This is a genomic window from Rhizobium sp. 05N49 (assembly GCF_056396805.1).
The window spans coordinates 216,967-229,828 of the sequence record NZ_JBFTME010000007.1 but is presented as its reverse complement, the minus strand read 5'-3'; the positions used below and the strand labels follow the sequence as shown (position 1 = coordinate 229,828).

Annotated in this window: 13 protein-coding genes and 1 tRNA gene; 5 read left to right on the top strand and 9 right to left on the bottom strand. The window is 60.3% G+C overall.

What is annotated here, in order from left to right:
• The first annotated feature begins 5 nt into the window (after positions 1-5).
• Positions 6-155, top strand: coding sequence for a hypothetical protein (locus AC1DF8_RS16570; protein ID WP_478154194.1), 150 nt, complete (start codon positions 6-8; stop codon positions 153-155).
• A gap of 46 nt (positions 156-201) precedes the next feature.
• On the opposite strand, the gene AC1DF8_RS16565 is transcribed toward AC1DF8_RS16570, so the two are convergent.
• Positions 202-414, bottom strand: coding sequence for a hypothetical protein (locus AC1DF8_RS16565; RefSeq protein WP_029869178.1), 213 nt, complete (start codon positions 412-414; stop codon positions 202-204).
• Between the two features lie 183 nt (positions 415-597).
• On the opposite strand from AC1DF8_RS16565, the gene AC1DF8_RS16560 reads away from it, so the two are divergent.
• Positions 598-831, top strand: a complete 234-nt coding sequence (locus AC1DF8_RS16560) for a DUF982 domain-containing protein (RefSeq protein ID WP_029869177.1) — start codon at positions 598-600, stop codon at positions 829-831.
• A 22-nt stretch (positions 832-853) separates the two neighbouring features.
• Here the strand turns inward: AC1DF8_RS16560 and AC1DF8_RS16555 are convergent, their stop codons facing one another.
• Complete coding sequence (locus AC1DF8_RS16555; protein ID WP_112544616.1) at positions 854-1,081, bottom strand: hypothetical protein; 228 nt, start codon at positions 1,079-1,081, stop codon at positions 854-856.
• A gap of 523 nt (positions 1,082-1,604) precedes the next feature.
• Here AC1DF8_RS16555 and AC1DF8_RS16550 point away from each other — a divergent pair.
• Positions 1,605-1,681, top strand: a tRNA-Pro gene (locus AC1DF8_RS16550).
• A gap of 193 nt (positions 1,682-1,874) precedes the next feature.
• Here the strand turns inward: AC1DF8_RS16550 and AC1DF8_RS16545 are convergent.
• Positions 1,875-2,192, bottom strand: a complete 318-nt coding sequence (locus tag AC1DF8_RS16545; protein ID WP_478154193.1) for a hypothetical protein — start codon at positions 2,190-2,192, stop codon at positions 1,875-1,877.
• 106 nt (positions 2,193-2,298) lie between these two features.
• Positions 2,299-2,541, bottom strand: coding sequence for a hypothetical protein (locus AC1DF8_RS16540; RefSeq protein WP_162729903.1), 243 nt, complete (start codon positions 2,539-2,541; stop codon positions 2,299-2,301).
• A gap of 45 nt (positions 2,542-2,586) precedes the next feature.
• Here AC1DF8_RS16540 and AC1DF8_RS16535 point away from each other — a divergent pair, with 45 nt between their 5' ends.
• Together AC1DF8_RS16535 and AC1DF8_RS16530 are read left to right on the top strand one after the other, a co-directional pair.
• Positions 2,587-2,898: a hypothetical protein gene (locus AC1DF8_RS16535; RefSeq protein WP_112544622.1), complete on the top strand. Its 312-nt coding sequence runs from the start codon at positions 2,587-2,589 to the stop codon at positions 2,896-2,898.
• 187 nt (positions 2,899-3,085) lie between these two features.
• Positions 3,086-3,715: an outer membrane protein gene (locus tag AC1DF8_RS16530; protein WP_112544623.1), complete on the top strand. Its 630-nt coding sequence runs from the start codon at positions 3,086-3,088 to the stop codon at positions 3,713-3,715.
• A 32-nt stretch (positions 3,716-3,747) separates the two neighbouring features.
• Here the strand turns inward: AC1DF8_RS16530 and AC1DF8_RS16525 are convergent, their stop codons facing one another.
• The 5 genes from AC1DF8_RS16525 to bcsA all read right to left on the bottom strand — a co-directional run bounded on the left by AC1DF8_RS16525 (position 3,748) and on the right by bcsA (position 12,834).
• Positions 3,748-4,416, bottom strand: coding sequence for an HAD family hydrolase (locus AC1DF8_RS16525; RefSeq protein WP_112544625.1), 669 nt, complete (start codon positions 4,414-4,416; stop codon positions 3,748-3,750).
• 156 nt (positions 4,417-4,572) lie between these two features.
• The gene (locus AC1DF8_RS16520; RefSeq protein WP_478154192.1) at positions 4,573-7,053 is read right to left on the bottom strand and encodes a tetratricopeptide repeat protein; all 2,481 of its coding nucleotides are present in this window, start codon (positions 7,051-7,053) and stop codon (positions 4,573-4,575) included.
• Positions 7,050-8,096, bottom strand: a complete 1,047-nt coding sequence (locus AC1DF8_RS16515) for a family 8 glycosyl hydrolase (RefSeq protein ID WP_478154191.1) — start codon at positions 8,094-8,096, stop codon at positions 7,050-7,052. Before AC1DF8_RS16515 ends, AC1DF8_RS16520 begins: the two co-directional genes overlap by 4 nt.
• The gene (locus AC1DF8_RS16510) at positions 8,093-10,639 is read right to left on the bottom strand and encodes a cellulose biosynthesis cyclic di-GMP-binding regulatory protein BcsB (RefSeq protein WP_478154190.1); all 2,547 of its coding nucleotides are present in this window, start codon (positions 10,637-10,639) and stop codon (positions 8,093-8,095) included. The genes AC1DF8_RS16515 and AC1DF8_RS16510 overlap by 4 nt, the downstream gene beginning before the upstream one ends.
• On the bottom strand, positions 10,636-12,834 hold the full coding sequence (bcsA, locus tag AC1DF8_RS16505; protein ID WP_112544796.1) for a UDP-forming cellulose synthase catalytic subunit: 2,199 nt from the start codon (positions 12,832-12,834) through the stop codon (positions 10,636-10,638). Before bcsA ends, AC1DF8_RS16510 begins: the two co-directional genes overlap by 4 nt.
• Positions 12,835-12,862 lie beyond the last annotated feature (28 nt).

Genomic DNA, 12,862 nt, shown 5'->3' with positions numbered 1-12,862 from the left:
CTGTCTTGAATCGCAACAGCGGTCTTTATCTTGTCATCGGCGCGCTCGTCGTCCTGGTCGTCGGCCTTGGCGCCTACGTCTATCACGAGGAGAGCAAGCCTCAGGGCATCGAGATGAACATCGGCAAGGACGGGGTCTCGATCGAGCAGAACTGAGCGTGGAACCCTCCTGCTCAGCTTGAGGCATTCTGACCAGGACGCCTTAGAGATAGGTCTTGGCGAGGATGGTCAGCTTGCCGCTGTCCTTCACGCCTTGCTTGTAGAGCTGGATGAGGGCAGCGCCGATCCTGTCAGCTTCCGGTGTGCGGGGAGTAATGCCGCTGTCATCGCAAACCTGATTCAGAACCTGCGACAACAGGTCTATATCTTCCGAAAAGAGCGGTAAATCCTGGGGATGAACTGACGATTTCAACATCGCGCCGCATTTCCCTCAGAGGGCATGACGCATCATCCTGCGCAGCCGACGCCCTCCCTGCCAGCCTTATTTTTATTATGCGYGCGGCCCAAAATTTTAGCAACTATGCAAATTAAGATCGTCGGGAACAATCTCTTGTCTCGCGCGTCGGGCCGTTTGGAATTCAAATGGAATGAGAAAGCCGTGAGCGAAAAACGCTTCCCCTCGCCCGTCAGGGTCATATCTCCAAGCAACAGCTTGATCGTTTCAACCGCGTGGGAAGCCGTCGAATATCTCAAGCGCTGGCCGGCCAAGCGCGGTCGCGAATACCGCATAGCACTCCAGCACTGCCTTGATGCAATGGATGGGCTGCGAAGCCCTCGCGCAGCGCAGGCGTCTTTCATGTCGGCGGCCAGGATAGCCGGCCTGTTGCTGTGAGATTTCAAAGGCCGCTCAGGATTCAGCGCGGAATTTTAGCCGTCTGCTCGCGGCATAGAGCCTGCGACTGGTAAAAGCCTTCGACGATCACCTTGGCGCCGACCTCGGCCACATGTGCTTCGGCAAGTTCGGCAAGCGCAAGAGCAACATCCTCTTCCGGCCAGCCCGCTTTCACGGCCTCGTCGGAGAGGGTTTTAAATGCAGCGGCAAGGGTCTGCCGGCAATCGTGTCTATTACTGTCGATCGTCATAAGCCCAGAACTATGCTTTTCCACGATTTCCCTTCTTTACACGCTCAGCAGCAAAATTGCGAACAAATTTCATTTTCAAATAATCTAAAATTGGAAATATCACGCGCGCCAGCCTCAATCACAGGTAGATTCTGCTGCAAGTGAAATAAACCACCTCTGTTAAGTAGGGATATTGGGCAGAAATATTAAGGAAATATTTTACCGCCAATTTAGCGCCTTAAAAACTACAACCGAAAATCTATAATATTTCGGCAGAGTGCTGGCCCGGCTTGGCGCCGCATTGCTCACGAGCCGAAGGATTTCCATGCTGCGCCGGCGTATGCAAGGGTTATTGCCGCATGTGCGCAGACTTTTTTCGGCAGTCATCGGCGGATTGCGARCATGCCGTCCAGCACCGAAGGGCAGGAAAGAAGCTCGACAGCAGACATTCTCTTGGACAAGTTCCGTTTTATGATCACGGCGGCATTTTTCCCTTGCGTCCAAAAACCGAAAAGTCTAACAGAAGCAAGCCGTTTCGGCAGGTCGGGGCGTAGCGCAGCCCGGTAGCGCACTTGACTGGGGGTCAAGGGGTCGCTGGTTCGAGTCCAGTCGCCCCGACCATTTAATCCCTTGAAATCTCAGTCAAAAAACCAACAGAACTTGAAAGCCGGACGGACGGCGCAAGCTGGCGGCTCCTGCCGCATATGCACTAGCGGTGCCCCGCTCAAATCTTTTAGGGCAACAAACCGCTCCTCCTCCTGCTTGCGCCCGACAACCAATACATCATCGTCCAAAATGTGTGTGCGCTAATCTCTCAGTGAATCGTACGGGGTAGCCCGTCCCAGGAGGACGTCAGGTCTTCGAGCAAGGCGAGAAGTTTTTCGAATTCGGAAAGAACCGAGTGAAATTCCTCGTTGCTCAACGAGGCGATCTGTGGGGCCTTGACCGAAAGCGATCCGATAAGTCGCTCGATCCACATGCACCGGTCTGCGGGCACATGCCCGAGAATATCGTCCCGGTATTCCTGCAGGTAACTGTGGATGCGCGCCACAATCACACGGCGGTCGGCTGCTCCAAGCGTTGCAACATTGCTTCGCGCGGTCTGCAGTTCAGCGACGATCGATGTCTGCATCTCTTTTCCCTTGGTTCTCCAACCACTCCTGCCGCGGCGAATACCATAGTCGCTGAACTCCCGACACGGACCAAGGTCTGAAGTCGCTGACGGGTGCCTTGTGCCCTCAGCGCGATTCATCCGTCCATATGCGGCGCTCGCCGCGGTAGATGTATTGGCCGGAGCCCTGGCGGGTGTTGTCGCGGTAATAGTCGCGGCGATTGCGGTTGCGGTCGTCGCCGGCGCAGCGCTCGGGAAGGCGTCGGCAATCCTGGGAGTTCTGCCGGCTGACCCGCGGATTTGTCGGATCAACGGCCATTGCATTACCGGCGAGCATTGCTAAAGCTAAGGCAAGAACAACCCTGATCATTTCACTCTCTTCCATTTCCTGTCGACCATGCCCGGAGTTTATCACATGCTGCCAAGCCGCTCACTTCTCATCGGCATGATCATAACATTGGCCTCTTCACATGTTGCATTGGCAGAAAAAGCCCGGTTTCGAAACGCCAGGGAAAACGAAATCCGTCAGCTTCTGAAGGGTGCCAGCGACTTGCGGAAAGCCTCGAATGGCTATGAATACCGTCGGGGCAACAAGAACGGCTATAAAATTTCAGACGGTCAGATCTGCATACTTTTCCCCAACAAGCAGACCGACTGCGTCTCGATCAAGACGGATGGTCAGGTATTGCAGATGCTCGACAACAAGGGCAATCGCGTCAAGCTCTGAGCCCTGCCGGTTGCTGTCTGTCGTCACGCCCGGCGCCTCCCCGGAACCTTTCCCCAAAGATCGCGTTAGAAACGCATGATTTTGCAGGTCGCTCGCCTGCAGCCGAGATGCGCCATGCGCCGGTTTCATCCGGGCAACCGGATCTTGAACGAGCTTTCAGCCGGGCTCTTCCCGGCAGGGGGAAATCATGAAACTCCGCTTCGTATCCGCCACAGTTGCCGGCTTCCTTGTTACCGGCCTCGCCGGCTCGGCCATGGCGGCTGATGCCATCGACGCTATTCCGGCCGCACCGGCAGCCGAGATCACACCGGTTTTCACATGGTCAGGTTTCTATGCCGGTGTCGGCGGCGGGCCGACCTGGGCCAACGGCGATTTCGACGTCTTTTCCGAAGACATGAACGGTGGGCTGATCACCGGCTTCGTCGGCTATAACTGGCAGTTCGACAATAATTTCGTCGTCGGCATCGAAGGCGACATTTCGTACAACTGGAACAAGTCCGATGTCGGCCCGTTCGAAGTCGGCCTCGAAACTGCCGGCTCCGTCCGCGCCCGGCTCGGTTATGCGATCGATCGCGCGCTGATCTATGGTGCAGCAGGCTGGACGGGTGCGCAGGCCCATATCGATGGTCCTGCCGGCAGCGACAGGGATACGCTGTCCGGCTGGACGATCGGCGCCGGCGTCGACTATGCCTTCACCAACAACGTCTTCGGCCGGCTAGAATATCGCTACAATGACTACGGCAGCGCCGACCTGCTCGGGCTCGACGGCGACTTCGACCAGCATGTCGTGATGATCGGGGTCGGCTACAAATTTTGACGCCCTGCCCTCAGACCATTCTTGCCGCCGGATTACATTGCCGAGAGCGAGAGCTTGCCGTCGGCCGTCACACGCGATTGCCAGCCGGTATAGTTGGCGATCGTGAAATGCGGCGTCTCGAAAGGCGTCGCATGAGTCTCAGTGATGACGGCGACGTCAGCTCCGGCTGCCTCGCCGGCGAGAATACCTGCAACCGCATCCTCGAACACCAGGCAACGGGCGGGATCGACCCCGAGACGGCTCGCGCCCAGCAGATAACATTCCGGGCTCGGCTTGCCTGACGAGACTTCTTCGCCGCTGACGATCATCTTCGGCATGGGAATGCCCGCTGCCGCCATGCGGCGGAGGGCGAGTTCGATCGGCGCCGACGTGACAATCCCCCAGCGATCCGAGGGCAGTGCATTCAGGAAACGGATGGAGCCCGGGATCTCGATGATGCCCTCGAAATCCTCCATCTCCTCTTTCAAAAGCAGTTTTGCCTCGGCGATCGGATCGACACCGGGAAGACCGAGCTGGCGGATGACGTCGGACGCGCGAACACCATGGATGGTCTTCAAAAGGACCTCAGGCTCGAAACCGTGGCGAAGCGCCCACTCGCCCCAGACGCGCTCGACGACGGCGATGGAGTTCAGCAACGTGCCGTCCATGTCAAAAAGGAAGGCATCGTAAGTCTTGTCGAGAACGCGGTGGGAAGCGGACAAAGGGAAGTTCCTTGCGAAGCGGAAAGCCGGAGGGCCCTCCGCGACTAGCCGAGCGCATGAGCGACGTCAACCGAAAGCATGTCGCGCAAAACTCTGCAACGGTGCGTCAGACAAGGACCGAGAGCGTCGCAAGCGATCTGAATGACTGCGTAGGCTTTAGTCGTTGACCTCGGGATGGGTGATGCTCCTCACATCCGCGAGGCCTCGTGTAGCATCGCGATTGCCGGTAGCAGCAGCAGCTTCGAAAACTCGCGTGGCGTCACCATACATTTTCAGATTCATGTAGCTGTAGCCACGCAGGACCATGAGATCGACCCGCTCTTGCTGCAGTTGGGCACGCTGGTCGAGAAAAATGAGTGCCTCGCGATAGCGGCCGCCTTGGAAGGCGGCAAGGGCACGATCGGCAAGGATCGCTACCTGCAGTTCGGACGCGCGGTCGCGATTCTGCGGCGCCTTGGTAGCCGCGACTGCGGCACTATTGGAAAGGCCGGCGCGCAGATAGGCAAGGCTCTGGCCGTAGGCGGCATCCTCACGATCCTTGCGCACTGAACTTGCCAGCGCCGCCTCGAAAGCCTTCACCGCTTCCATCGGCCTGTTGATATCCATCAGGCACCAGCCGCGTGCCAATGCATCGCCGGGCCGGAGGCGGGCGGGATCAATGGTGGTGGAGCATCCGCGAAGCTGACGCGGACCGCGCTCGACTGCAACCGTCTGCATGGCCCGCGTGGGCCTCGCGGGCACAACGGGCTGGGGCTGCACTTGCGGCTGCTGGGATTGAAATTGCGCCGGCGGCTGAGGCTCCGGCTGGAAGGCGGCACTGCGTTCGGTCGGCGCAGACTGGATCTGAGGGGCGGCAGGCTGAACAGCCGGCTGCGACCCAGCCGCAGAACCGGGGGCCGGCAACGGAGCGTTGCTGCGTGAAACGGCGGCTGTATCGTTCAACGTGGCAATGCGGGCCGAACGATCCGCCCAGAGACGCTGGATCTCGGCAACTCCGGCCCGGTCGTTCAATTGCTGGCGGGTGACGGCAAGGCCATAAGCGGACGGTTCGTCATCCGGCTTCCAACGCAGTCCCGTCTCGAACCACCGGGCAGCCGTCTGGAACTGGTTCAACGATCGAGCGTACCAGCCGAACTGCTGGGCCGTCGGCACGTATTTCTGTTCGATGATAGCAGCGGCGATACGACCGAGCACGTCCTCGCTCAGATCGGCCGGCGGCTGCAAGGCCATCAGATTGGCGGTCGCGGCAAGATAGGTGGCGGTCGCATCCTTGGAATCGTCACGCCATTTGTACATGACGTCTTCGGCTTCCTGCGGCGACTTGCGGGCGATCAGAGCCAGCGCCAGCCCCTGCGAGGCCACAGCGGAATCCTGCTTGTCATGGGCGATGCGGAACCACTTTTCGGCATCCGCATCATTGTTGCGGCGAAGCTGATACCAGCCAAGCAGCAGCGCGTCCGAAGGCAGCCCCTGCTCTTCGGCAAGCTTCTCAACGCGGGAGATATAATTGGCAGCGACCTCGAGCTTGGCATCGTCATTGCCGTCGGCAACGAAGCGGCGGGCCAGATCGTCGCGCAGGCTGTCGAATTCTCTGACACCATTGGCATCGGCAGGTTTTTCAAGGGACAGCAGCGACTGCATCGCACCATAGGGCAGAAGAGCGGCTGCCTTCTGGATCGTCGCCACGCGCTCGGCCGGCTCGGTGCAGTTCTTCAGGATATAGGTATATGCATCCTGCCCTCGCTGCTGCCTGTTCGTATCGACGAATGCTTCGGCAACGCGCCAGAGCACATCTATTTCGGCGCAGGTCAGCAGACTCGGGGTTTCGGCTGCAATATCGACGACCGTCGCATATTGCTTGAGATCGGAAGCATTGACCAGCCGCGCACGGGATTCGGCGACATCGAGACGGTCGAGCAGGTCGGCTGGCGGCTGCCAACTTTCGGCGACCTGACGATCGGCGATCGCCTTGCGCAGTTCGGCATAACGGCCCTCCGAATAAAGCCGCCACATATTTTCGAGCTGCCGGTCGCCGTTTTGTGGAATGGCGAGCGGATCAGCAGGTGGTACCCAGTTCGGATAGAGCGCCTGAAGGCGCGAGATTTCCGCCTGCAGGCGAAGCTTGTCGCCGCGGCTCGCAAAATAACGAAGGGCGCTTACGTCGACAACCGGCTGCTGGCTTGCCGCCGTGCCAGAAGACGGCGGATTGGCCGGGGCGGTGGCGGCACCCGAGGCAGCCGAGGGTGGTGCGGTCTGCGGGACGACCGGAACCGGAGCCGGCTGCTGGGCCTGATTTGTCTGTGGCTGATTTGCCGGGGCTTGGGCTGGCTGAGCTTGGCCCGGCTGCAATTGGCTTGTCTGCGCTTGGCTTATCTCGGGCAGGTCCGTCTGAGCCGCGCTTTGGGCCTGACCGACAGAGTTATCCTGCGTCGCGGCCTGGATCCGCTCCGTCACGGTCTGCACATCGATCGGCTCACCAGAGGGGGTATCCGGCCCCTTGATACGGCCCATCATCATGAGTTCGGGAGTCTTGCCACCGAAGCCGAAACGTTCCTGCAATGCGTCGCGGTCCTTCAGCCCGGCGATGAGAGTCGCCACAAGGACCGCTGCCGTGACCGCCACGAAAGAAGATTTCACAGACACTCCGGATGCTTCTCCCCGACATAGGCCAGCCCCAGAAGCTGAAGCGTTGAAGGATAATAATAGGCGGGCGCAAATTGCAGCGCTTCGGCAGGTAGTTTGGTTCCGTCCAATACACAGGCCACAACGTGGTTAACAATTTCATAACCAGGGTCGGAAAGCGGCGTCTTCGATCGCCCGGTGGTGAGGTCGATTATAGCCGGCACCCCGTTTTCGGTCATGCCTTCCTTGATCCGCGTCAGCAACGCCCTGTCGGTCACGCCGCCTCGCGCCAGATAGAGCGGGATACGGATCGCGTTGTAGCCGAACTCTGCCTCGAAACCGTCGGCCGGCTGCGGCTGTCGCTTCAGGCTCACCCATTCGGCGGGCAGCTTGCGCGGGCCAAATTGCATGGCCTTGAGCAGCGACAGACCATCATCGGCCAGTTTCTGCCACTGATCGGACGGTGCAAGTGCGGCCATGACCGGAAGCGCTTCATAGACCCAGTAGGATGGGTTGATAACGGGGCCATCGTCGCGATCCGTGCCGGAGAAGCCTTCCGCGCCAGGCATCAGCAGGGTGCGGCCGGAAAAATCGGCCACGGTCTCCGATAATGTCGACTGCGCCATGCGGGTGGCCGCGGTAATATAATCGGTACGGTTCCAGGCAGAGCCCGCCAGCGCAAGCGCATAGGCAATCAGTATATCGCCGTCGGACGCGTTGTTGGTGTCGGTCACATGCGGGCTGGCAGACGGATCCCATTTCCACACGGCAAGACCGTCATTGCGCAGCAGCAATTCGGTGCGGGTGAAATACCAGATCTGCTCGAAATCGGAGGGGCTCGCGGCAAGATAGGCGAGCAGCAGGCCGTAGCCCTGGCCCTCGCTATGGCTGATGTTGCCATTGCCGTTATCGATGATGCGGCCGCTCGGGTCGAGGAATTTCGCCTTGTAGGCAGCCCATGCCTCGCCGCTGATTCGCGGCTGCTGCGCCAAGGCCGGCTCGCTGGCGAGAGCCAGCATCATCGTGCCTGCCAGCAACGTCGCGATCCAGCCCTTCATTTCGACCTGCCTAGCCTTGAGAGCATTCTGGACGTGACCAGACCGATCAGCAGCGAAAGCACGACCAAAAGGAAAGAATAAGAGAGAATATTCGTCGACAGCCAGTTGGCAGCGATCAGGCGATAGTTGGCGATCGACAGGCCTCCGGTAGGTACGAAATCGAAACGGGTGACCGGCACGCTCTCGATCTTGCCGGTGCGGCTGGAATAGGTGGTGACATGGCCAGCAATCTGCGGCCAGTTCATCTGGGCGGTCAGGGAACTCAGCCCTTCGCGCAGGTCCTTGGCCGAGGGCGCGGTCACGACAGTCCACGTACCACCACCATCCGGGCTCTTGCCCTGAGCGACCATCAGAGATGCCACATTCGACGGCGTGAACACCTGCTCTGCAGTGGGAACGAATTGCAGCGAGGCGCCGGTAATATCGAAGTTTCGGTGCAGCCATTCGCGGAACGCGGCAATGCGGCCCTGCAGCGCGCCACCGCTGATGCGCGAGCGCCACTCTTCCAGCGCCTTGCCATTGTCGATCTCGGTCGGCTGGGAATCCGTCACCGGACGCCAGGAAGCCTGGCTGGCTGTTGAGACATTGACCTGCGTGAGCGCCGTTGCCGGCATCTGCGAAATCGAGCCGATGAAAATCGCGTTGCGGTCACCGATCACACCCGGCGAGGCGACCGTTTCGATCGCGATCGGGTGGCCCGCCATGATCGCGAGCTGGCCAAGCAGGGTCGCGGTGGCAGACAGCGTGTCGGCATCGGTGCGATCGATGAACAGCGGCGTCGGATCTGGACTGCGCCCATAGGGGTAGGATGTGCCGGCCATGGCCGCGAGGTTCGGTCGCTGCCCGACGCGTGCGAAATCCGGCATATGGAATTCGGACGTATCGAAAAGTGCAAATCGCGGCGTCGACGAGGCTGTCGCCCCGGGGACGCAAGCTGCATCATCATCCGTCATCAGAACTGCTTCGATGGCAATCGAATTCAGCCCTGGCTTGAAATGCCGCATGGTCACGCGGATAGGAAGCTGGCGGAAAATCCCGCCATTGGTCGTTGCTATCGGCACAGTGGAGGCAATGTTGCCGTTCACGTAGACATCGATATGACTGCCGGGAAGCACTTTGCTGGAATAGGCAGCATCGAGCAGGATTTTCGCCTCGCCGTAGGCATTGGCGTAAAAGTCAGCCGGCACGGCGATATTGAAGCCGGTGCGAAAGCGACGGCCGGAAAAGTCGATGGTCTTCAAGCCGAGCTGCGAGAGCGGAATACTCGTATCAGAAAAGAGAAGCGGCGCGTCAGGCGCGCTCCAGCGCTGCGTGGTCAGCACGTCACGACGGACTTCAGGGGCGCGGTCGGTCGGAGACACGATAGTATCGATCGCCGTGGAAACCGCCTGCCAGGATGGACCGCTGATCAACAGGACGGGCGAACCACTGCGCGGGTCGATGACGAAGGCCGCAAGCGGCGCGCTTTCAGCGCCTTGCGGAAGATTGGGGAAGATCGGACGCAGCTCGGTGGCGGTACCGACGAAAACCGCCATCTTGCCGGGACCACCTGCTGGCGGAGTGTCGGCACTAAAGGCAAAGACCTGGTTCGGCATGCCGCTCAGGAGCGACAGGCCCTGCGCCAGACGCAGGAGTGGCTTGGTGGTGCCGGGCTGTTCCATCGCCGGAACGACGAGATCGAATTCCGTCTTGCCTGCGCCATCGACCCCGATGGCGCGGATCGCATCCGTGCCGGAAAGCTGACTGGCGTCGCGGCCGGCAAAGCTCAGATAGGTACCGGCCGGATCGATGTTCGACCAGAGCTCATAGGTGGAGTCGATGCTGCAATCGGTGCGATGACGCTGATTGGCCTCGAAAGTGATGAGATTGGCACCGGGCTGGAGCAGACCCGGAGGAACATCGAAGCTGACTGCCGAAGGACTGTCGGGCGAACCGACCTGCTGCTGACCGATAATACGGTTGTTGATGAACACGGTCAGCTGCGATGCTTCGGGAGCGACGACGATGGCATTCTGATAGGTGAAGGTGAACCGCGCCTTCGCTGCTGCCTGCTCTGTCGTCAGATAGATCGACCATGACCTGCGGTCGTATTCACCACCAAGGCCGAGCTCGGAGAAAGGCACGATATAGCGCCTGAAATCGCCGGCCTGTGGAGCGGCCGCGGCAGGACGGATGACAGGGGTGGCCGCCTGCGGCTGGGCCTGAACAGGGGTGGATGGCACCGCCGGCGCCGATGGAGGTGCAGGCGCTGGTGCGGGGGTTGCGGGAATGACGCTAACCGGCGGCGCTGCGGGCGTGGGCGCCTGGCTCTGCGCCGGCGCGGAAGGCTGTACCGGCTGCGGAGCAACAGTCTGCGGAACGACGGGAACAGGGGCCGGTGCGGGCTGGGAAGGCTGCGCGGGCTGCGCCGGAAGCGTCAGGCGCGGCTTGACCGGCGGCGCACCCGCCGGGCGCTCACCGGACATGTCGAAGGGAGCGGTCTGCGCATAAGCGAGAACCGATGTGCCGATCAGGAGAAGGGAGGCGGTGAAGAGTTTTCTCATCCGGCGTTCGCCTTTGCCGCCTGCTGCTGTCGATGCTCCTCACGTTCCGGGCGCATGCTGCGGAAGAAATAAACCAGGCCACGGCTCGTCTGATAGAGCGAGAGGCCGAGGAACCAGATGGTGCCTCTGATGAGGCCGGGATTACGCCGGCGCGAGGCCTGGAACTGCGTCCATTGATCCGAATTGGCGAAGATCAGATCGGCGATGAGGCGATGGTCCAACGCGCTCTTCGGTTGATACTGGCAGCCGACATTGGTGATATCGCCAGACGGTTCGATGTTGCGGACGATGAGCGGCAAGGTTTCGAGATCGGCGCCGCTATAGGGGCGGAAGCGGATCTCGCCGAGCGCTCCAACCTGCACCGCATCAAAATGCTTGCTGAAGATGTGCAGGCGCGCGCCGTGGACAGAGACGTCCTCGATCGAGGCGGTGTACCACTGGTCGCCGACGCCGAATTCGCAGCGCCGATTGACGCGCACGCGGCGGGAGGACGCCCTCTCCCCACGCTCCGAGACCACGCCGAGCGCGCAGCCGGCAAGGATGAGATTGATGATATTCCAGCCGCCGACGACGAGCGTGACATCCGCCTTATAGGGTTCGGCATAGATCTTGTAGATGGTGATCGCGACGGCGATGATCTGCACCGCGAAGATGACGAAAAAGGGCCTGCTGATTTCCGACAAGCGGCTGACGGCGATGGATTCGTCCTTGGCGGTGACCTTGAAGGTCGGCTTTCGCGGATTGAGCATGACCGAGACGACAGCTGGCAACAGGTGAACCGTCTGCACATATTCATAGAGTTCGGAAATCCACGGCCAACGGAACGACCCGTAGAGGTAGTTCTGCATCATCAGGTTCACGATCATGTAGGCGAGCGTATAGGCCAGGAATTCGCCGCCGGAGGCCGTGAAGATCTCGAGATCGAAAAAGAGATAGAAGAGCGGCGCGAACAAGAAGATCGTGCGCGGGAACGGGAACAGCCAGAACAACGATGAGGACATGTAGCAGAAGCGCTGCGGCAGCGTGAGGCCGCGCTTGAGAAGCGGAAAGCGGAAGCGCAGGATCTGCATCATGCCTTGCGCCCAGCGGCTGCGCTGACCGATGAAACTTGCGAAGGTGGCGGGCTGCAGCCCGGCGATCAAAGGCTTGTCGAGATAGAGGCTGTTCCAGCCGGAGCCGTGCAGGGCAAGCGCGGTCTCGCAATCTTCGGTGATGCTGATGCCGCTGAAACCGTTGGTGGACTGCAGCGCGCGGCGGCTCAGCACCGCTGCCGAGCCGCAGAAGAATGCGGCGTTCCACTTGTCGAGACCGCGCTGAATGATGCCGTAGAACATTTCGTTCTCGCTCGGCATCTTTTCAAAGGTCCGAAGGTTGCGCTCCAGCGGATCCGGATTGATGAAGAAGTGCGGCGTCTGGACAAGGAAGAGCTTCGGGTCGTCGTCGAAATAGCCGACCGTTTCCAGAAGGAAGTCGCGCGCCGGCGCATGGTCGGCGTCGAAAACGGCAATCAATTCGCCGCTCGAATGCTGCATGCCGTTGTTGAGGTTGCCGGCCTTGGCGTGTTCGTTACGGTCACGCGTCAGGTAATTGACGTCAAGATCGACGCAGAGCTGCTTGAGCTCGGCGTGGCGGGCCGCGGCTGTCTGCGCTTCGATCAGCTTGCCGGAATTGCGCTTCTGTAGCGTGCCGCCATCATCCAGCAGCCACACATGCAGCTTGTCGGCCGGATAATCCATTGCCTTTGCGGCGGCAAGCGTATTGGCAAGCAAGCCGGCATCTTCGTTGTAGGACGGCACGAAGACATCGACATGGGGGAAACGCTCGAGCTTGCCGGCGCGCGAGGGACGCGGCGGCAGCGGGGTGGCGACGATGAAGAGCGACAGCGCCAGCATCATCACGCTATACATTTCAGCGAGATAGAGGAGCAGGCCGGGAATGAAGTTTGCGAGCTGGTTGACCGGCGGCAGCGTATTGGTCGTGCGCCAGTAGACATAGCGCAGCACGATGGCCGTACCGAAGGCGAGCGCCACGAGACGCCATGTGCCCTCTCCCTTCAGCACCTTGATGAGCGCCATGACCGTGACGACGGTAATGCTGGCGATGAGCTGGGTCTGCAGATTGACGGGCAGCGTGATCAGAGCAATCACGCAAAGCGACACCATAGCCCATATGAGAACACTGCCGGCCTTACGCATGAACGTTCCTTCGAAATGGCTCAACCGC